This window comes from Pseudomonas sp. AC172 (genome assembly GCF_979258595.1).
In genome coordinates this window covers 4,474,384-4,495,397 of record NZ_OZ409868.1, presented here as the reverse complement: position 1 = coordinate 4,495,397, position 21,014 = coordinate 4,474,384, and the positions used below count along the sequence as shown (strand labels likewise).

At 59.5% G+C, this 21,014-nt stretch carries 16 protein-coding genes; 11 read left to right on the top strand and 5 right to left on the bottom strand.

Translation table 11 applies throughout. From position 1 onward, the window contains the following. Positions 1-267: 267 nt before the first annotated feature. The 5 genes from ACZ0A4_RS20255 to ACZ0A4_RS20235 all read right to left on the bottom strand — a co-directional run bounded on the left by ACZ0A4_RS20255 (position 268) and on the right by ACZ0A4_RS20235 (position 10,381). On the bottom strand, positions 268-2,244 hold the full coding sequence (locus ACZ0A4_RS20255; RefSeq protein ID WP_463576146.1) for a hypothetical protein: 1,977 nt from the start codon (positions 2,242-2,244) through the stop codon (positions 268-270). 109 nt (positions 2,245-2,353) lie between these two features. Beyond that, complete coding sequence (locus tag ACZ0A4_RS20250) at positions 2,354-5,830, bottom strand: calcium-binding protein (RefSeq protein ID WP_463576145.1); 3,477 nt, start codon at positions 5,828-5,830, stop codon at positions 2,354-2,356. A 49-nt stretch (positions 5,831-5,879) separates the two neighbouring features. Continuing rightward, a complete protein-coding gene (locus ACZ0A4_RS20245) occupies positions 5,880-7,940 on the bottom strand; it encodes a hypothetical protein (protein WP_463576143.1) in 2,061 nt (686 codons plus the stop codon). 302 nt (positions 7,941-8,242) lie between these two features. Continuing rightward, positions 8,243-9,559 carry a bifunctional DedA family/phosphatase PAP2 family protein gene (locus tag ACZ0A4_RS20240; RefSeq protein ID WP_463576142.1) on the bottom strand — a complete coding sequence of 439 codons (1,317 nt, stop codon included), beginning with the start codon at positions 9,557-9,559 and terminating at the stop codon, positions 8,243-8,245. 126 nt (positions 9,560-9,685) lie between these two features. Further along, positions 9,686-10,381 carry a DNA-3-methyladenine glycosylase gene (locus tag ACZ0A4_RS20235; RefSeq protein WP_463577607.1) on the bottom strand — a complete coding sequence of 232 codons (696 nt, stop codon included), beginning with the start codon at positions 10,379-10,381 and terminating at the stop codon, positions 9,686-9,688. A gap of 177 nt (positions 10,382-10,558) precedes the next feature. Between ACZ0A4_RS20235 and ACZ0A4_RS20230 the strand changes: the two genes are divergently transcribed. The 11 genes from ACZ0A4_RS20230 to lipB all read left to right on the top strand — a co-directional run bounded on the left by ACZ0A4_RS20230 (position 10,559) and on the right by lipB (position 20,995). Then, positions 10,559-11,830 carry a glutamate-5-semialdehyde dehydrogenase gene (locus ACZ0A4_RS20230; RefSeq protein ID WP_463576141.1) on the top strand — a complete coding sequence of 424 codons (1,272 nt, stop codon included), beginning with the start codon at positions 10,559-10,561 and terminating at the stop codon, positions 11,828-11,830. Beyond that, entirely contained in the window at positions 11,799-12,521 is a 723-nt protein-coding gene (nadD, locus tag ACZ0A4_RS20225) for a nicotinate-nucleotide adenylyltransferase (protein ID WP_463576140.1), read from the top strand. Before ACZ0A4_RS20230 ends, nadD begins: the two co-directional genes overlap by 32 nt. A gap of 72 nt (positions 12,522-12,593) precedes the next feature. After that, positions 12,594-13,088, top strand: a complete 495-nt coding sequence (rsfS, locus tag ACZ0A4_RS20220) for a ribosome silencing factor (RefSeq protein ID WP_016986117.1) — start codon at positions 12,594-12,596, stop codon at positions 13,086-13,088. 9 nt (positions 13,089-13,097) lie between these two features. Beyond that, entirely contained in the window at positions 13,098-13,565 is a 468-nt protein-coding gene (gene rlmH / locus ACZ0A4_RS20215) for a 23S rRNA (pseudouridine(1915)-N(3))-methyltransferase RlmH (RefSeq protein ID WP_003185785.1), read from the top strand. Positions 13,566-13,575: 10 nt separating this feature from the next. Next, positions 13,576-15,471: a penicillin-binding protein 2 gene (gene mrdA, locus ACZ0A4_RS20210; RefSeq protein ID WP_456021279.1), complete on the top strand. Its 1,896-nt coding sequence runs from the start codon at positions 13,576-13,578 to the stop codon at positions 15,469-15,471. Positions 15,472-15,502: 31 nt separating this feature from the next. Next, on the top strand, positions 15,503-16,606 hold the full coding sequence (gene rodA, locus ACZ0A4_RS20205) for a rod shape-determining protein RodA (protein WP_042704880.1): 1,104 nt from the start codon (positions 15,503-15,505) through the stop codon (positions 16,604-16,606). Positions 16,607-16,623: 17 nt separating this feature from the next. Next, positions 16,624-17,634 carry a lytic murein transglycosylase B gene (mltB, locus tag ACZ0A4_RS20200; protein ID WP_008087906.1) on the top strand — a complete coding sequence of 337 codons (1,011 nt, stop codon included), beginning with the start codon at positions 16,624-16,626 and terminating at the stop codon, positions 17,632-17,634. Then, positions 17,634-18,644 carry a septal ring lytic transglycosylase RlpA family protein gene (locus ACZ0A4_RS20195; protein ID WP_463576139.1) on the top strand — a complete coding sequence of 337 codons (1,011 nt, stop codon included), beginning with the start codon at positions 17,634-17,636 and terminating at the stop codon, positions 18,642-18,644. The genes mltB and ACZ0A4_RS20195 overlap by 1 nt, the downstream gene beginning before the upstream one ends. Before the next feature lie 185 nt (positions 18,645-18,829). Next, a complete protein-coding gene (locus ACZ0A4_RS20190; protein WP_038361911.1) occupies positions 18,830-19,987 on the top strand; it encodes a D-alanyl-D-alanine carboxypeptidase family protein in 1,158 nt (385 codons plus the stop codon). Between the two features lie 85 nt (positions 19,988-20,072). Beyond that, positions 20,073-20,348 (top strand): DUF493 domain-containing protein, encoded by a 276-nt coding sequence (locus ACZ0A4_RS20185; protein ID WP_007909603.1) that lies wholly within the window; start codon positions 20,073-20,075, stop codon positions 20,346-20,348. Then, positions 20,348-20,995 carry a lipoyl(octanoyl) transferase LipB gene (lipB, locus tag ACZ0A4_RS20180; RefSeq protein ID WP_008087909.1) on the top strand — a complete coding sequence of 216 codons (648 nt, stop codon included), beginning with the start codon at positions 20,348-20,350 and terminating at the stop codon, positions 20,993-20,995. Before ACZ0A4_RS20185 ends, lipB begins: the two co-directional genes overlap by 1 nt. Positions 20,996-21,014: the final 19 nt, after the last annotated feature.

Below are 21,014 nucleotides of genomic sequence, written 5' to 3'. Positions count from 1 at the left end.
TTGGCATTGATATCCGGCCCTCCAGTCTATCGCCGTCAAAATCCCTGTCGTTCAGATAGATGTTTTCCACTCGCGGGACTACTTCAATGCCGCGGGTGTCGATGACATACAGGAAGCCAAGAGTCGGCTGGCCGATCGTAGGGCGCAGGACGGGATGTCGATGTTCTCGGTGTTTCAGCTGTGGGGGATGGGCGTAGCGGCCCGGGTTTCTGGCGCATAAAAGTCACTCCATGTGGTTGAGTCAGCCATCCGTTGGCTGAGTTGGGTTCAAGCCCGGTCGTGCTCGGGGACCGGCCAGACAACATCGTCGGCGAACGTCTTGTCGCCTTTGGGCAAATCCAGCACCACGCCGCCTGAGCCAGCAATTTCGTCGATCAGGCCGTCATAAGCGTTGCTGCCAAAGTAACCGCCCGCTCGACTGTCGGTTCCTGCCCAGGTGGCCTGTTCGATTGCTGCGACGCGCTCCCCCGCTTGCTGCAGGACATCCTTGACGCGGGCGGCGCTGGTCAGGTCGGAGCGCACCAGCCAGATCCGCTCGGCACTGATGCCGCGTGTAGGTGTGGAGATATGCCCCTCCATGTCGTCGAAGAGAAATTTTCCGTTAGCGGGGTTGAAGGCCTTGTTTTCCGCCCCCGGCACCACTTCCAGCCCTCGGGTATCAATGGCGTAGACAAATGACGTGGTTTGCTGGCGGCGCGTGGACTCATAACCTTTCGAATCATCGAAAACGAAAGAACTGTCAGAGTCGGCTTCGTCGCCGGTACGTTTACCCTCCGACACTGAACTGCTGCCTGAGTCCGAGGACTCTGCGGTTCGCTCTTTCGAGCTTTGCGGATTCACGCCGGGAAAACGATTGGCCTGCGAGTTGTAATGCAGCTCGTGATAGAAGCCACCCTTGGTCGCCGCGTAGGCGGTGGCGTCATGCAGTCCGAACGTTGCACTCAGCGCGCGCTTGTTGGTGGTGCCAGTGGGATTGCCTTTGCGGTACATCATCCGACCATCCCTGGCCAATTCGAACGGCAATCGGGTTTCACCGCGGAACATCGCCGGGATGTCCGTGCGGTACAGCATGTTGTGTCGGGTTCTCTGGTAGCCAAGATGGGTTGCGTAGTCGGCTAAAAAGGCATCGCTGTAGCGGGTGGCGGTCCAGTGGTGGTCGAGGGCCAGCCCGTGCGTTCGCAAATTCCGAACGTGATTTTCCAGCTCTTCGGCGATCAGTTTGAAACGCTGGTCGTTGGTCGGGTCGAGGCTCAGACGCTTATGCTGTTCAGCCCATTCCGGTATCCGGCCGTCTCCCGACTCTGTACGCAGCCGACAGAGTTGCTCTTGAGTCAGGTTATAGCTGCGCTGTAATTCCAGACGCTGGGCCAAAGGCATTTGTGGATGCAGCCACCTCAATGACTCGGCCACAAACAGATGGTCTTCGGTGTTCTGCACACGAGTGGCCCAAGCCGGCGCCTCGCCGGACGCTTGCGCTTGTGTACGGAAGTCTGAAATGCGGGCGTCATCCACGATGTACATTCGCTGGATGTCCTGATCCGACCATTGCGCAACAGCTGACCCCCTGTCCCTTGCTTGCGCTGGATCGATGGCCATCCAGTGATGTTGTGGATGCTTGATGGCATAGCCGAGGATGGCGCCATCACCGTTCGATCCGAGCGTACGAAACGCGTAGTAGCCATCAGCATCCGGCGTCGCGGAAAACGCATAGTCATCACTGTTCAGGAAGGTGAGGTGCCGATCCAGGCTCCACAGATTGTCCTGGGTGGTCCGATAGATCGGTGGGCCAGGTGCTAGGCGCCGGAAGGACATCACCCGATATGCCTTGAGTTCGGCATCGTATTGAACGCAAACATGGCGCCGGCCTTCGATACCTGGCAGGTGCACGTCCACCCAGTCCTTGGCGAGATACCGCCGGATACCGGATGCATTCGGTGCTGGCAGGTCGCCAAAGAATGGATGCGTGAAATCTTCCAGCGACGTCGTCGAAAAAAATGGCGCGTCTGCGGGTGATGTCGGCACGACGTTCGCTTCGCCGGTTGCGGTGTTTTGTCGGGAGGTGCCTGGCTCCTCCAGACGCGAGCGCTTGGGTGAAGAGGGCACATCGACCGGTAAATGACCGGGAATGCTTTCGCGGGTGGGAAATGTCGGGTTGTTCGCCGAGTGTTCTCCAGTTGTCAGCGTTGAGGTGGCGGGAGTGTCGACTGTCGGTGAAGCAGGGCGAGGGCGCGGTTTTTGTCGCATGGATAAACTTCCTTTTTGCGAGTCAGCCTTTCCATAGGCCGAAGTGGTCGGGTGCCAGTACGGACGTCAGATCCACACTGGCACGTGTTTGGCGCCGGGCCGCGAGCGGTCAAGTCTTGTTGATTGAAAAGACCAGGTCTTCGGGGTTGATGCGCGCCTGTGGATCGGAATCCAGACCCCAGTATTTTCTCACTTCGTTGTAAAACACCGTGCCGGACTTTCCAGGTGCAAAACCGATATTCGTGACATGAACCTTGCCGGCCAGTTCGTTGCGCTTTTGATGCGCATCGATGTCGACCATCAGTGCTTCGACGCTGGCATAACCACGGGCATCCATGACATAGAGCTGCAACACTTCAAACAACAGTGACACTTCATAAACGTTGCCCGATGAAGTCACTACGCTGATGGACTCCACCGGCGCATCATCAGTGATCTCGGGCAACTCGATCGTGACACTGGCGATGCGCAAGCGGCTGCCCTGCAGTTTTATATCTTCCCGGGCAACGTTTTCTTTCAGCGTGCGGGTATACAGGTTCCAGATCGAGGCGTCGGCCGTTTTGGCCTCAGCGCCAGGCGTCGACAGGCGAATGATCGAGTTACTGGCCAAGTGCACGTCATAGGTCGAGCTCTGCCCTTCGAGCACATAAATACCGGTGTGGGATCCCGTCTCAATGGTGATCCGGCTGGGTTGTGCGGTGAGCTGTGGTTTTACGTCAGCCAACGGTCTGACAAAGCGATAATTGCCAATACGTCGCCTGAGAAAACTGCGGGTGCTGCGTACGCGGGTGCCGGGGTTTTTCACATCGTCTTCATAGTCCATTTCTGGAACTTGCAATCGGTACGAAACCTGATCCTGCAGGATCAGCACAACGTTTTGCTGCAAGCGTGGCGTGGTCACTTTCAGGCTGTTTCTGCCGCTGTAACCCGCGGCCGCCGAGACGGTCTGAACGATGCCTTTGAAGGTCAGTACTTTCGATGGCAACAGGACAGACAAGGTGATGTCCTGGTAGTACAGATGAGTAGTGCCCGACACGCCTTTGCGCACCTGCACGTCATAGGTGAGCAATACGTCGACAATGTCGGCGTCGTTGAACTCCAGATAAACGCAGCGGGCTGTCTCGGCGGTATTACGCCTGGCGACAAATTCCACCTGACGGTCCGTGCGCGATACGAAATGTCGCTTCAAACCTTGCTCGGCAATCTCGACAGTGCCGCCGTTGACGATTTGCCCCGCAGGGGCCGGTTTGCCAATGACCGCAACGGCGGGCCTGATCTCTTGATTCGACGCGTCCTCCAGGCGTCTGGGTAGCTGAGCCAGCAGTTCATACCCGTCCTGGGTTTTGAACGTGAACTGGTCATTTTTCAGTTGGCGCTTGCCATCGGTCCACTGGTAGACATTCTCGAGGGTCAGCACGTGCTCGGGGTCGTTGCCATCCTCGCCGCGCAGTGAGCTGACGACCAGTGATGTGCCAATGATCTCCCACCGCTGGATGACGTCCGCCGGCCAGCCGAATTCGATCAGGCTCGGCTGTTCGCCGTCGTCGAGAAGGGTCGTTCGAGCATTGGTGTTCGCGATGTAATAGCGATCCGCGCCGCTGCCGCCCTCCACCCGACAGTTGAATCCGTAGACAACAATGGTGTCGTCGCCACCGCCGGCGCTGATGCGGTCGTAACCGTTGGCGGAAATGCGATTGGACTCGTCGTTACCGGTGACCCGGCTGGTGCCCTGGCGCAGTGTCGAGACGTTTTCGATTGAGGTGAGTTGTGCGACTTCGACAGCGTCGACGGCTGGATCCAGACGACGCAAGGCCACCCTGCCGCTGTGCAGATTGATGTCGTGACCGATATGGCGGGTATCGGTGCGCGGGCGGGTGCCTTCGAAAGCCAGCGTGTCCGCACCAGCGCCGCCATCCAGCACATTGAGATGTACCGGTTTGCTCGTCCGGTTCAATGTCTGTTCGGTGACCTCCTGATAAAACGCATCGTTCTTGTCGCCTCCGGTCAGCGCCTTGTGATCGTCGCGATAGGTGAACAGATTGGGTTTGCCCTTCACGCCGATGACTCGGTCATTGCCATCGCCCAGGCGCCAGAACACTCCTTTGTCGTCACCGGCACTGCCCGACACTTTGCCCTTGAGGTTGGCAGGCAGGCCGTTGCTGGCGTCGACCACATCGTCGCCGCCAACAATGACGGCCTGACTGTCGAGTTTGTATGGCTGTTCGCCGGCGCTTTCATCCCACTGGTAACGCCAGAGTTCCACGGCCTTGAGTTCAACCCGGAACGCGCCATTGAACACGGATTCGATGGAGTGCTTATAGGCACCTTCGAGCATGTCCCTGGCCGACAATTCGAGTTGTGTCTGGTGATCACTGAAGCCCTTGGCGAGCTTGAAACGATCCATGACCTCTTTGTCCAGTTCTTTGCCAGTAAAGGCGAACCAGCCTGAGCGCAAGCGTTCGTGGGCGGTCAGTTCGATGTAATCGTCGATGTCGTCGACAACACGGGCAGCCTGATAAATCATCGAAGCGGCGATGAGCAATCCAGCGGCGACCAGACCGACAGGGCCGGCGACGCTACCGAAACCGGCCAGCGCAGCGACGCCCAGCACCAGGCTGATGCCCGCGCCCGCTACGCTCAGACCACCACTGACATAGTGATCCTGAGCCACTTTGCCTTGCGTCGCGGCGGCAGCATTGAACGATTTGATTGCATCGGCGATGTCGAAAGGCAGGGTGATAGCGCTGGCGAACATTCCGGCACCTCGACTCATGTATTTGCCCACCGAGGTCAGCGGGAAATACTTCAGCGCGGTTCCGCCATTCCTGAGCATGGCTTCACCGGTTCTGGTCAGTCCTTGTTCGATGATCAGCGAGCCGACTTCGGCGGCGATGGAGCTACCCTGGAAAACCGCTTCCAGTGTGTCGCCAGCCTTGATCGCATCAATCATGGCTTTGTAACCGCTGTAGATGCCGAATGCCTGCATGCCGACGCCGGCGCCGCTCATCAGATAGCTTTTGTTTTGGCTGATCCAGCCCGGCGCGTTTTCCAGCCCGTCAACACGGTGGATATCCAGTTTCTGTATGGCCTTGCCCAATTGGTTCAGGCGATCCATTGCACTGCCGGGATCAATGGCGGTAGTGCTGACGAACAACGGCGCGGCATCGACGGAGCGTTTGCAGGCGATCTCATAGAACAGCATCGCGGCCACGCCGCTGTCGGCGATGTCCGCTGATTTCAAGCGCGCCTGCACATGGTCTGCATCGAAGTTGAGCCCGTTGATAAAGGCTTGATCGGCTCTTTGCATGGCGGCATTCGCCGGACTGATGGGCTGACCATTGACCGTCACACCCATCGCCAGGAGTTCGACCCGGCTGGCCATCACCTCGCCGATGCGTAGCGGGCCAAAATGTTTGTCGAGGGATTTCAGCGTGCGCCGCCAGGGCGCGTCAGCGTCGGCCGGGGGCGTTGCGCTGTTGAGCATTCCGGCCTGAGGTGCATGGGGGTTGGCCGACGTGTTGATGGGCGTAACTTCGATCAGGCTGACATCGGCGATGTGAAGCGGGGGCGTGATCAGTTTTGACATATCATTAATCCTTTAATGATGGTTGAGTTCCGGTGTCCGTACCGGTGGGTCACTGCGCTTGCGTCGTCGTCTTTTCGGGTTCTGGCCAGGTGATGTCGTAGGCGAACTCCTTGCCATCGCCGGAGAGCCTGAGTACCGGTTTACCCGCGGCCTCGGCTGTGTCGATCAACTGGTCGTACTCGAATCTGTTCTGGTGTCCGGCATGGGTGGCGGCTTCAATGCGCTCGGCGCTTGCGCCGGCATGTTCCTTGATGTCGTCGATCTTTACGGCTTTGGTCAGGGGGGAGTTCAGCAGCCAGATGCGATCGGCATCCAGTCCGTTGTGGGTCACCGAAATCAGCCCTTCGAAGTCATCGGAAGGAAACCAGGTCGGTGGCGTGCTGCGGGCTGCCGAATTGAAGCTCATGTTTTCTTCATGGGGGACTACTTCCAGGTGACGAGTGTCCAGCACGTACAGAAACATTTCCTTTTGGCGTGTACGCGTGGATTCGTAGTGGCGATCGTGGTCCCACGGGACCGGGCTTGCGGTATCGGACCATTCGGAAGAGGTGGTGCTTTCGGTGTCACTGGCATCGCTGCCGGAGGCACTGTTTTCAGCTTCCCGGCCCGGATATTTGTTGGTCTGGCTATTGAAGCGCAAGTATTCGGCATCGGGTTCTCGGGCATACATCTGCCCTTCATTGAGGCTGAAGGTGGCGCTCATCGGTTTGTGCGTGGTGGCCCCTGGCGTGTGGTGATAGCGCGGCAGCATGAAGCCGTCATTGGCAAGTTCGAACGGTGTGCGTTCATCGCCGCGGAACAGCGCCGGAATATCCGTGCGGTACAGGCAATTGTTGCTGTTGCGCAGATAGCCGAGTTTGCTCAGCAGCGCTTCGCGCACTGGCGCGGTCATGCTCGTTTCGGGGTTGTACCAGTCATGCCGGGCATCGTGCTTGAGGTTGAGCTGCCTGACGGCCTCGCGACTCATTTGGTCGAGGCGCTGCGGATTGTCGATGTCGTCGATCAGGTTTTTGTGTACTTGCGCCCATTGCGGGATTTTCAGTTCGGCCTTCAGGTCCTGTAGCAAGCGGGTCAGTTGGTCGGGCAGCAGATTGTAGGACTGCAGGAATGCCTCGCGCCGGGTCAGGCTCATGGCCGGGTGCAGCCAGCGCAGGGTATCGCGCAGCAAGTCACGATGCGGGTTGGTGACTGTGGGTTGCGCCCACTGCGGACGCTTGCCGCTGGCCTGGGCATCGCTGCGAAAACGCACGAGGTCCTGGCCATGGATGTCATAAATCTGCCAGATCTCGTGATCGGTCCAGTGCTTCAACTGTGTGGGCTGGGCGCCGAAACCGCCGGCCGGTGGGTCGACCGGGATCCACTTGCCGAAGTGATCCTTGAAGGCAAATTGCGTGACCGTTTTGTTGGCCCCGAATGCAGATGCCAGCTCGTAATAGCCTTGCGCATCCGGTGAACGCAGGGAGGCTTTGTACAGATTCCAATCGAGGGGGGCAGGTCGGATTCTTTTCGCGACGGGGTGTGTTGCGGGGGCTGGCGCAGGTCGTTTCGTCGAGGCCATGGCAGGCGCCGGATGTTTCGTCAGGCGCCAGGTCAATCGGCCTTCATTCCGGTAAAGCGCTGGCCCGGAAGCCGCTCGCTCAGTGACCAGCTTGCAGCGATAGATCCCGTCGCCATCCTGGCCGACATGGGTAGTGCGCAGCCCTCCGTCATATTCGACGTCGACAAACTGGCGTCCGACGATCCAGCGAAAACCGTCATCCTCCGCCGGTTTCATGCCGCGCAGGAAGTCGTCGCGCAGCCAATAAGTGTCGGGCGAATTATCGCTGGCGAGGCGGGCAGGAGTCGTAGTTGGCATGGCCTGGATAACCACGGCAGGCGGGGTGTTATCCAGGATCGGGCGGCCGCCAACGGTGTTGACGGGGGCAAGGCCACTCGGCAAGTCCGGTCGGGAAATTGAAAGTCCACCTGGGGTGAACGGGTTATCGATTCGCGGAGGCGGCAATGTGTTCGGGTCAGCTTGTGGCGTTGAAGGCAGGGGCGGTTTACGCGGAATCTTTGGACTCATGGAGTACTCGAAATCAGTTGATGTATTGAAACCCTCGATTTGCAAGTTGAGTTGTTTGTCCGGCAGGCAAGTGCAAGCAGATTCACTGTGTTAACAAGTGTCGTCGGGTTTCAATGGGAGCTGATTTAATCTAACTGTTTTTTCAAGTTATGGAAGGCGTTGTTGTGGCGGTTTACAGGTGATATGTAACTTCTATTGTTTTTATTTTTAAGTGTAGGAAGTTGTAGTTTGGTAAATAAGAAGTTTTACCTTGGGCGAGTAAGTTTTTATAAGGGAACAGCGCTGCTCCTGTCGGACATTTCCTAAAAGAGCAGCGCGAAGGGAATAAGGCTTGTGCATTGCCTCATTTAATAGGCGTAACGCAGCAGCGTATGAGGCAGATGCCGCAGGACGAAAAAGCCAAACAGCGCCAACATGGCCGGCAAGATCAGCCACCAGATCTTGAACGGCATGGGATTGAGCGGGGTTTTGCGCTGACTCAGCCACAGAGCGGCTGCGCAGACACAGGCGGCAAGCATGGCACCGGCCAATACGTCGGTTGGCCAATGAGCGCCCAGATAAACCCGCGAGAGCGCGATAGAGAGGGCCGGAATACAGGCGATCAGCAACCAGGTCAGGCGCATGCGTGGCGGCTGGCCACGGCCGGCCAGCACGGCCAGGGTCAGAAACAGCGCAAATGAACCTGATGCGTGGCCGCTGGGCATGCTGTAAGTGGTCAGCGGATCGCTCAGCACTTCCGGGCGTACCCGGGCGAAGAAGTATTTGGTCCCGGTGTTCGCCAGTGCGGTCAGCAGCAACGTGCCGCCGACGAAAATCGCCTGGCGCCATTGCCGGCACAACAGCAACAGACCCGTCAGCAGGACGCTGAACAGCAGCATGTTGCGGAATTCGCCGATCAGGGTCAGCGTGACCGCGATTTCATCGAGCACCGGTTGGCGATGTTCCTGCACCAGCGTCATCACGCCTTGATCGAGTGCTGTCAGGTACGGATAGCCGATGAACAGACCGATCAGTATCAACAGGCTCATGCTGCTGATCCAGATCGTCGCGCGGCGGTGCCGACGCAGGCTGCTGTTCACGCTGAGGCCGACCATCACGGCGATGCTGCCGGCGACAATCCCCGCTTGCAGCCAGAACCCTTCAGGCAATGGCAGGCGGAAGGCCGCGCCGGTGGCCCAGCCCGGCAGCAGATAGGCCAGACTCCAGCCAGCGGCGGCCAATAGACTGACAGCAGCGAAACGCGGGAAGGGCATGTCGCACATGCCGGCGACCATTGGCAGCATCGGCCGCAACGGCCCGATAAAGCGACCGACCAGCAGGCTGGCGATGCCGTAGCGCTGGAAATACGACTCAGCGCCGGCCATCCATTCCGGATGATGGCGCAGCCCCGGCAGGCGCCGAATGTTCTGGTGGAAATGGCGGCCGAGGAAATACGAAACGGCGTCGCCGAGAATCCCGCCGAGAAAACCCAACAGCAACGTTTCGCTCAGCGACAGTGCGCCGCTGCCGGCCAGAACGGCCACGGCAAACAGCAGCACGGTTCCCGGCACGATCAAACCGGCAATCGCCAGGCATTCCACAAAGGCAACAATGAACACCGCAGCAGCCAGCCATTGTGGATTGGCTGCCAGCCAGCCGGTCACGCTATCGAGCCATGGGCCCATACAGAAAAACTCCAATCATTGATGATCCCTATGCAGGAGGTGCCGAAGGCTGCGATCTTTTGATCCTGATCTTAAAAACGAGATCAAAACATCGCAGCCTTCGGCACCTCCTACACCGGTTTGTGTTTACAGCAGAAAATAATCCCGGCCTTCGACCTGACCGCGTCGCAGCGGGTTCCGCGTGCACCATTGCGCATAGGTCGCGTCGACAAAGCGGTACATCAGATGTTCGTCACGGCCATGGGGAATGCCCAAACGTGTGGTTTGAATAATGTGCGAAGGTGCCGGCCCGGTGTCTTCTACCAGAAGGATTTCATGGTCGAAACGCTTGGCGTCCCACACCGGCACCTTCAGCCCCAGTGCTTTGCACAACAGAGTTTGCCCGGCACAGAGCTTTTGCGAAGGACGCGCACGGCCCTGAGCATCAGGGTTGTTCAGCAGCATCTGCGCCAGACTCGCCGGCCCGCTGATTTCATCGACCCACGGATAGGCGGATTTGATCAATACCGCATTGCCCGGTCCTTGCGCGCTGAAATTCAACGAGTCACCGCCACGAGCGTAATACATATAGATGTGGCCGCCGTCCAGAAACAAAGCCTTACGCTTTTCTGTATAGCCGAGGGACGCGTGACTGCCTTTTTCCGCGCAGTAATAGGCTTCGGTTTCGATGATTCGCGCGCTCAGCCACAGATCGCCGACGCGATGGCGTATGACTTTGCCGAGCAGATCCTGCGCCAGCACTTGCGCATCTCGGTCGAAAAAGGTGTCCGGCAGCCCCAGCGGCAGGCGTTCGGCGTGGGAGCGAGCGGTCAGGTTGGACATGGCAGGCAAGGTTTATCCAGGCTGAAGAGGTCGTGATGATAACAACGCACGGCTTAATTGGGCCTGAACGCCGGTGAATCAGCGCTCATTTTGACCATCCGCCCGTCACCGCTGTTAGTCCCGGGACGCGACAGCTATAATCTGCCGCTTTCCTCTTTGCCAAGACCCCAGCAGACCATGACTGAGTCCGTTCTTGACTACATGACCCGATTGGGTCGCGCCGCCCGCGAAGCCTCCCGGGTTATCGGCCGTGCCAGCACCGCGCAGAAAAACCGCGCCTTGCAGGCCGCTGCCAATGCCCTGGACGCCGCGCGTGCCGAGCTTGCCGCCGCCAATGAGCAGGATTTGGCCGCCGGTCGCGCCAATGGTCTGGAACTCGCTTTGCTGGAGCGTCTGGAACTGACCCCGGCGCGCATCGACGGCATGATCGTTGGCCTGCGTCAGGTCGCCGCGCTGCCGGACCCCGTCGGTGCGATCCGTGACATGAACTTCCGTCCGTCGGGCATTCAGGTCGGCAAGATGCGCGTACCGCTGGGCGTGATCGGGATCATCTACGAATCCCGTCCCAACGTGACCATCGATGCTGCGAGCCTGTGCCTGAAGTCCGGCAACGCGACCATCCTGCGCGGTGGCTCCGAAGCGATTCATTCCAATCGGGCGATTGCAGCGTGCATTCAACGCGGTCTGGCCGAGGCTGAATTGCCCGCCGCCGTGGTGCAAGTGGTTGAAACCACCGACCGTGCCGCCGTCGGCGCGATGATCACCATGCCCGAGTACGTCGACGTGATCGTGCCGCGCGGTGGCCGTGGCCTGATCGAGCGCATCAGCCGCGATGCCCGCGTGCCGGTGATCAAGCATCTGGACGGTATCTGCCATGTTTACGTCAGTGCCCACGCCGATCTGGCGAAAGCCCAGCGCATCACCTTCAATGCCAAGACTTATCGCTACGGTATTTGCGGTGCGATGGAGACGCTGCTGGTCGATCAAACGGTAGCGAAGGATTTCCTGCCGTCGATGGCGGCGCAGTTCCGCGAAAAAGGCGTCGAACTGCGCGGCTGCGAGCGCACCCTAGCGATTATTGACGCCGTTGCGGCCAGCGAAGACGACTGGAGCACCGAGTACCTGGCGCCGATCCTGTCGATCCGTGTGGTTGAGGGGCTGGATCAGGCGATCGAACACATCAACCATTACGGCTCCCATCACACCGACTCGATTGTCAGCGAAAACCTCGCCGATACCCGTCGCTTTGTGGCGGAAGTCGACTCGGCGTCGGTGATGATCAACACCCCGACGTGCTTCGCCGATGGATTTGAATACGGATTGGGTGCCGAGATCGGCATTTCTACTGATAAGCTGCACGCCCGCGGCCCGGTGGGCCTCGAAGGACTGACCTGCGAGAAGTACATCGTGGTCGGTGATGGCCAGTTGCGCGGCCAGGCGACGGTCTGACTTGACCGACCTCGACCTGACAGCGCCGCAAACCGGCAGCGAGTCCCGCCCCCGACGCATCGGCGTATTGGGCGGTACGTTCGATCCGGTGCACATCGGCCATTTGCGCGGTGGCCTGGAAGTCGCCGAAGCGCTGACGCTCGACGAGTTGCGCCTGATGCCGAATGCGCGGCCGCCACATCGCGGTACGCCGCAGGTGTCTGCGCAGGATCGGCTGGCGATGGTCGAATGTGCGGTGGCCGGCATGCCGCCGCTGGTGGTGGACGCCCGCGAATTGCAGCGGGACAAGCCGTCCTGGACCATTGATACCCTGGAGTCGATGCGGGCTGAAATGCCCGCCGAGACCCAGGTTTTTCTGCTTTTGGGCTGGGACGCATTTTGCGGCCTGCCCACTTGGCACCGCTGGGAAGAGTTGCTCCAGCATTGCCACATCCTGGTGCTACAGCGCCCGGACGCCGACAGCGAACCGCCGGATGCCTTGCGCAACCTGCTGGCAGCGCGTTCGGTGAGCGACCCGCTGGCCCTGAAGGGGCCGAGCGGACAGATTGCATTCGTCTGGCAGACACCGCTCGCGGTTTCCGCCACCCAGATCCGTCAACTGCTGGCCAGCGGTAAGTCGGTACGTTTCCTGGTGCCCGACGCGGTCCTGGCCTACATCGATGCGCACGGTCTTTACCGTGCGTCGAACTGAGCAAGGCGTGCTTCACTGATACGAATCCACGTATCGCCAAGCCGCCGAATATATGAGCAAAACGAGTTTTATATGACTGACAAAGACCAAACCAAAGTAAAGCGCAAAGGCACATTCAAGAGCGCCCCGCTGCCAGAACCGGTCAACACCAATGAGCCGCTGAAGGGCGACGAACTGGTCAAGCTGGCTGTAGCCGCGCTGGAAGACGTCAAGGCACAAGACATCCAGATCATTGATGTTCGCGACAAGCAGAGCATCACTGACTACATGATCATTGCCACCGGTACTTCCAACCGCCAGATCAACGCGATGCTCGACAAGGTTCGCGAAGAAGTCAAAAAGCAGGGCGCCAAGCCGCTGGGCGAAGAAGGCAAGGGCGATAGCGACTGGGTGCTGTTGGACCTGGACCTGGTGATCGTGCACATGATGACCGCCTCGGCACGTCAGTTCTACGACCTGGAGCGTCTGTGGGCCGGTGCCGAGCAGAGCCGTGCGGCCGATGCCAAGCACCACAGCCCGGAAAACACCCACGAGCATTTCACCAAGCTCAATAAAGACCAGCTGTAAGGGATTGCTGTGCGACTGCGCCTGATCGCCGTCGGTTCACGCATGCCCAAGTGGGTGGAAGAAGGCTGGCATGAATATGCCAAGCGTCTTCCGTCCGAGCTGGCGCTGGAACTGGTGGAAATTCCGCTCAATACCCGTGGCAAGAATGCCGACGTGGCCCGATTCATCCGCCAGGAAGGCGAAGCCATGCTGGCCAAGGTCGGGCCGAACGAGCGGATCGTCACGCTGGAAGTCCACGGCAAACCCTGGAGCACCGAGCAGCTGGCGGTCGAACTCGACCGCTGGCGGCTGGATTCGCGCACGGTCAATTTCATGGTCGGTGGCCCGGAAGGGCTGGCGCCGGAAGTCTGTGCCCGTGCCGATCAGCGCTGGTCGTTGTCGCCGCTGACGTTGCCGCACCCGCTGGTGCGGATCCTGATCGGCGAACAGTTGTATCGTGCCTGGACCGTGCTGTCCGGTCACCCTTACCACAAGTAATCCAGCCCTCATGTCTCAGCCGATCCGCATCAAGGACCACGAAAAGGACGCACGCTTAGTGCGTAGCCGCGTCGTGTTCGGGGCCATTGCGATCATGCTGCTGATCGGCGTGTTGATTGCGCGGCTGTATTACTTGCAGGTGATTCAGTACGAGTACCACTCGACGCTGTCGGAAAACAACCGCGTCCACGTGCAGCCGATTCCGCCGACCCGCGGGCTGATTTTCGACCGCAACGGCGTGGTGGTAGCGGATAACCGTCCCAGCTTCAGTCTGAGCATGACCCGCGAGCGCTCCGGCGACTGGCAGCAAGTGCTCGACGTCATTGTCGAAGTGCTCGAGCTTACGCCCGAGGACCGGGTGATCTTCGAGAAGCGCATGCGCCAGGGGCGCCGACCATTCGAGCCGGTGCCAATTCTGTTCGAACTGAGCGAAGAGCAGATCGCCCGCATCGCGGTGAACCAGTTCCGCCTGCCGGGCGTGGAAGTGGTTGCGCAGCTGGTTCGTCACTACCCGCAGGGCGCGCATTTCGCGCACTCGGTGGGGTATATGGGGCGGATCAACGAGAAAGAGCTGAAGAGCCTCGATCCGGTCAACTACAGCGGCACCCATCACATCGGCAAAACCGGCATCGAGCGTTTCTACGAGCCGGAATTGCACGGTCAGGTCGGTTACGAAGAGGTCGAGACCAACGCCCGAGGCCGCGTGTTGCGTGTGCTCAAGCGCACCGATCCAATTCCCGGCAAGGACATCGTCCTGAGCCTGGACATCAAGTTGCAGGAAGCGGCGGAAGCGGCGCTGGGCGGGCGTCGTGGCGCGGTGGTGGCGCTGGATCCGAAGACTGGCGAGGTGCTCGCGATGGTCAGTCAGCCGAGTTTCGACCCGAATCTGTTCGTCACCGGCATCAGCTTCAAGGCCTATGCCGAGTTGCGTGATTCGATCGACCGGCCATTGTTCAACCGGGTGCTGCGCGGTCTGTACCCGCCGGGTTCGACGATCAAACCGGCGGTGGCGATTGCCGGTCTTGATTCCGGCGTAGTGACGGCATCGAGCCGGGTGTTCGACCCGGGTTACTACATGCTGCCCAACTACGATCACAAATACCGTAACTGGAACCGCACCGGTGACGGCTTCGTCGATCTCGACACGGCGATCATGCGGTCCAACGACACCTACTTCTATGACCTGGCGCACAAGCTCGGCATTGATCGGTTGTCGACCTACATGAACAAGTTCGGCATCGGCCAGAAGGTTTCGCTGGACATGTTCGAAGAATCCCCCGGCCTGATGCCGTCCCGCGAATGGAAACGGGCGACGCGTAAACAGGCGTGGTTCCCGGGCGAAACCCTGATCCTCGGGATCGGCCAGGGCTACATGCAATCAACTCCGCTGCAACTGGCCCAGGCCACGGCGCTGGTTGCCAACAAAGGCATCTGGAATCGTCCGCACCTGGCGAAATCCCTCGAAGGGGTGAAACCGGTGGATGAAAACCCGATGCCGGACATTGTCCTGCGCGACCCGTCGGACTGGACCAAGGTCAACCACGGCATGCAGCAGGTGATGCACGGCGCGCGAGGTACTGCGCGCAAAGCAGCGATCGGCGCGCAATACCGGATTGCCGGCAAGTCAGGTACCGCTCAGGTCGTCGCGATCAAGCAGGGCGAAAAGTACGACCGCTCCAAGGTTCAGGAGCGCCACCGCGACCACGCCTTGTTCGTCGGTTTTGCCCCGGCTGATGACCCGAAAATTGTTGTTTCGGTGATGGTCGAGAACGGTGAGTCCGGCTCCGGTGTCGCCGCGCCCGTGGTGCGTCAGGTCATGGACGCCTGGCTGCTCGATCAGGACGGACGTTTGAAGGCCGAATACGCCAGCCCAATCAGTGCGGAGGCTACGGCCCGTGATGAATAACTTTGATCGCATGCTCTCCAGTGAGGATGTGATGCGTCGCCGCGCGACGCTGCTGCAAAGACTGCATATCGATGGCCCGTTGCTTATCCTGCTGCTGATCCTCGCTGCCGGCAGCCTGTTCGTGCTGTATTCGGCCAGCGGCAAGAGCTGGGATCTGTTGGCCAAACAGGCTACCTCGTTCGGCATCGGCCTGGTGTCGATGATCGTCATCGCCCAGTTCGAGCCGCGCTTCATGGCGCGCTGGGTGCCGCTCGGTTACGTGATCGGCGTGGTGTTGCTGTTGGTGGTGGACATCATGGGCCACAACGCCATGGGCGCCACGCGCTGGATCAACATCCCCGGGGTGATCCGCTTTCAGCCCTCGGAATTCATGAAGATCCTGATGCCGGCGACCATCGCCTGGTACCTGTCCAAACGCACGTTGCCGCCGCAACTCAAGCACGTCGGCATCAGCCTGATGCTGATCGGTGTGCCGTTCATCCTGATCGTCCGTCAGCCTGACCTCGGTACTTCGCTGCTGATTCTGGCGGGTGGTGCGTTCGTGCTGTTCATGGGCGGGCTGCGCTGGCGCTGGATCCTCAGCGTACTGGCCGCTGCGATTCCGGTGTCGGTCGCCATGTGGTTTTTCATCATGCACGACTACCAGAAGCAGCGAATCCTGACCTTCCTCGACCCGGAAAGCGATCCGCTGGGCACCGGCTGGAACATCATTCAGTCGAAAGCCGCGATCGGTTCCGGCGGCGTGTTCGGCAAGGGCTGGCTGCTCGGCACCCAGTCGCACCTGGACTTCCTGCCGGAAAGCCACACCGACTTCATCATTGCCGTACTCGGCGAAGAGTTCGGCCTGGTGGGCATCTGCGCGCTGCTATTGATCTATCTGTTGTTGATTGGCCGGGGGCTGGTAATTACCGCCCAGGCACAAACGCTGTTCGGCAAATTGCTCGCCGGTGCGTTGACCATGACGTTTTTTGTTTACGTTTTCGTCAACATCGGTATGGTCAGTGGCCTGCTGCCGGTCGTAGGGGTGCCGTTGCCGTTCATTAGCTACGGAGGAACTTCGCTGGTGACGCTGCTGTCAGCGTTTGGGGTTTTGATGTCGATCCATACCCATCGCAAGTGGATCGCACAGGTTTGAATAAGGTGAAGAGTTCAATGCAAGTAATGCGTGGCTGGGCGACTCGATGCGCGCCAGTGGTAGGCCTGATGGGCCTCCTGGGCAGCATGCAGGAAGCGCTGGCCGGCGAATACGAAGGCTCGCCTCAGGTGGCCGAGTTCGTCGGTGAAATGACCCGCGACTACGGTTTTGCCGGTGAGCAACTGATGGCGGTATTCCGCGAGGCTCAGCGCAAACAGGCGATTCTCGACGCCATTTCCAGGCCCGCCGAGCGCGTCAAGCAGTGGAAAGAATACCGTCCGATGTTCATCACCGATGCACGCATCGCCCGTGGTGTGGACTTCTGGCGTCAGCACGAGGCGACGCTGGCCCGTGCCGAGCAGGAATACGGCGTACCGGCACAAGTTATCGTGTCGATCATCGGTGTTGAAACCTTTTTCGGACGTAATACCGGTAATTACCGGGTGATCGATGCCTTGTCGACGCTCGGTTTCGACTATCCTCCCCGTGCCGAATTTTTCCGCAAGGAGCTGCGTGAGTTCCTGCTGCTGGCGCGCGAAGAACAGGTCGACCCATTGACTCTCAAAGGCTCGTACGCCGGGGCCATGGGCCTGCCGCAGTTCATGCCGAGCAGCTTTCGCGCGTATGCGGTGGATTTCGATGGTGACGGCCACATCAATATCTGGAACAACCCGGATGATGCGATCGGCAGCGTAGCGAGTTATTTCAAGCGTCACGGCTGGGTCGCGGGTGAGCCGGTGGTCAGCCGCGCCGATGTCCGTGGCGAGCAGGTCGATGAAGGCCTGACCACCGGTATCGAACCGACGAAAACGGTTGGAGAGTTGCGAGCGCTGGGCTGGTCAAGTCATGATGCGCTGCGCGATGATATGCCGGTTACTGCATTTCGCCTCGAAGGCGACAACGGCCCTGAATACTGGATGGGCCTGAAGAATTTTTACGCGATCACGCGTTATAACCGCAGCGTGATGTACGCCATGGCCGTACATCAACTGTCTGAACAGCTGGTACAAGCACGGGGCGTCAAGTAATGCGGGCATTGCCTAACAGTAAACCCCTGAAGCTGGTGGCATTCGCTGCGTTGGCGGTGCTGGTTGCCAGCTGTTCGACCAGTCGTTCGCCGACACCGAAAACCTCCAGTACCGCTGTGCGAGCGCAGCCGGGTCTGGACATCAATCGCGCGCACAAAGACGGTGCGCCGTGGTGGGACGTCGACGTATCGCGCATCCCCGATGCCACGCCGACCCTGCACACCGGTCCTTACAAGGCCAACCCGTACACCGTACTGGGCAAAACCTATTTCCCGTTGCAGGAATCCAAGACCTACGTCGCTTCCGGCACGGCGTCCTGGTACGGCACCAAGTTTCACGGTCAGAACACCGCCAATGGCGAGGTTTACGACCTGTACGGTATGAGTGCCGCCCACAAGACATTGCCACTGCCAAGTTACGTTCGGGTGACCAACCTGGACAACAACCGCACGGTGATCCTGCGGGTCAACGACCGTGGGCCGTTCTATTCCGATCGCATCATCGACTTGTCCTACGCCGCGGCGAAAAAACTCGGTTACGCCGAAACCGGCACGGCGCGGGTCAAGGTCGAAGGCATCGATCCACAGCAATACTGGGCCGCCAAGGGTCGTCCGGCACCGTTGATGCTCAACGAGCCGCAGGTCGCGCAGAACAGCGCGCCGGTGATCACGGCCTCGGCCGGCACCGTCGAGCAATGGACGCCGCCACCGCAACAACATGCCTCTGACACCGTCCCCGTGCCGATGAGTGCAAAAAAAAACGCTTCTGCAACAGCAACTGGCCAGTATCTGCAGGTGGGCGCGTTCGCCAACCCGGACGCTGCAGAACTCCTGAGGTCGAAGCTCAGCGGGATGGTGAGCGCTCCGGTGTTCATCAGCTCGATCGTGCGCAATCAGCAGACCCTGCACCGGGTTCGCCTGGGGCCGATCGGCTCGCCGGGTGAAATTGCCCAGGTGCAGAACAGCGTGCGTCTGGCCAACCTTGGTTCGCCAAGTGTGGTCACCGAGTAATACGTAGAACTTGATTGACGATTCGCCAGCGATTGGGGGGTGAATCAGGTTGTTGGCTCGTCGAAGAACAAAAGCCCGGCAAGGGTGACTGGAGTGAGCAACTGAACACGCGATGGCTCGTTAGAAAGTCATCTGATTAAATTTTGTCCGCAAGGACAGTTTCCATTAGCGATTTCGAGAGACGGATGAACATCACCACCTTTGCCAAACGCCTGTGTCTGCTAGTCCCGCTGCTCCTCTCGCCAGCCGCCTTCGCGGCCGAGATGATGCCGTCGCCACCGCAACTGGCCGCCAAAGCCTACGTTCTGATGGATGCCAGCAGCGGCAACGTGCTGGTCGAGAACAATGGCGACCAGCGTCTGCCACCGGCCAGCCTGACCAAGCTGATGACCGCGTACATCGCGACCCTGGAAATCCGTCGTGGCCAGATCGGTGAAAACGATCCGGTGACCGTCAGCGAAAACGCCTGGCGTACCGGCGGTTCGCGGATGTTCATCAAGGTCGGCTCGCAGGTGACTGTCAGCGACCTGCTGCACGGCATCATCATCCAGTCCGGCAACGACGCCAGCGTGGCGCTGTCCGAGCACATCGCCGGCAGCGAAGATGCGTTCGCCGACCTGATGAACAAGACTGTGACTGATCTGGGCATGACCAATTCCCACTTCATGAACCCGACCGGTCTGCCAAACCCTGAGCATTACTCGTCGGCTCACGACATGGCGATTCTGGCTCGCGCGATCATTCATGAAGACCCGGCTCACTATGCGATCTACTCGCAGAAAGAGTTTTTCTGGAACGGCATTAAACAGCCTAACCGCAACCTGCTGCTGTGGCGCGACAAGACCGTTGACGGTCTGAAAACCGGTCACACCGACGAAGCCGGCTACTGCATGGTGTCCTCGGCTGTACGTGACGGCCAGCGTCTGATCGCCGTGGTGTTCGGCACCAACAGCGAAGTGGCTCGCGCCGCTGAAACCCAGAAGCTGCTGACCTACGGCTTCCGCTTCTTCGAAACCCAGACCTTCTATCAGAAGGGCACCGAACTGGCTCAGGCCCCGGTGTGGAAAGGCACCACCAATCAAGTCAAGGCCGGCCTGGCTGAAGACCTGACCATGACCCTGCCAAAAGGCCAGCTGAAGAAGCTCGCTGCCAGCATGACCATGAACCCGCAACTGACCGCGCCAATCGCCAAGGGCGACGTGATCGGTAAAGTCGAAGTCAAACTGGAAGACAAGGTCGTGCACAGTGCGGACCTGATCGCTCTGGATGGCGTCGAGGAGGGTGGTATCTTCCGCCGCATGTGGGATAGCATCCGTCTATTCTTCTACGGCTTGTTCAACTGATTTGTGTTGACCTGCATGGCCCCGCCCCGATCCGGAGCGGGGCCATGCGCGTTATCACGGCTTGCGCTCAAGAGGCCGTTACGCCATGACCGATACCGAAGTAAAGGCGCCAAAGATCGAATTTCCCCAGGTTGATTATCCGGTTAAGGTGATCAGCGACACGGGTGTTGGCAACAAGGACAAGATCATCGACATCGTCAAGAAACATGCGACCATCAATGATGAGCGCATCGACGAGCGTCAAAGCACCAACGGCAAGTACACCACCATTCAGTTGCACATCGTCGCGACCGATCAGGATCAGCTGTACAACATCAACAGCGAACTGCGGGCGACCGGCTTCGTGCACATGGTGTTGTGATGCCGGGCACGCTGGGCTTTCGCGAGCTCGGCCAGATGGCCTACGAGCCGGTCTGGCATGCCATGCAACGTTTTACCAACGAACGCGGCAGCGATGCCGCCGACGAAATCTGGCTCGTCGAACACCCGCCGGTGTTCACTCAAGGCCAGGCCGGCAAGGCCGAACACCTGTTGCTGCCGGGCGATATCCCGGTGGTGCAGGTCGATCGCGGCGGGCAGGTGACTTATCATGGTCCCGGCCAGTTGGTGGCCTATCTGCTGCTGGATGTACGCAAGCTGGGTTTCGGCGTGCGTGATCTGGTCAGTCGCATGGAGCTTTGCCTGATTGAACTGCTGGCCAGCTACGGCGTAACCGCTGCAGCCAAGCCAGATGCTCCCGGCGTCTATGTCGATGGAGCGAAAATCGCTTCTCTGGGTTTGCGGATTCGCCACGGTTGTTCCTTTCATGGCCTGGCCCTGAACGTGGATATGAACCTGGAACCGTTTCGACGGATTAATCCCTGCGGCTATGCCGGGCTGGCGATGACCCAGCTGAGCGATCACGCAGGATCGATTGAATTTGCCGAGGTAAGTGCCCGGCTGCGCGCGCAGCTCGTCAAACACCTCGACTATGCTGAGCAGACGACCCTGACGGGCGGAATCGACTGATATGACTACTGATGCAGTG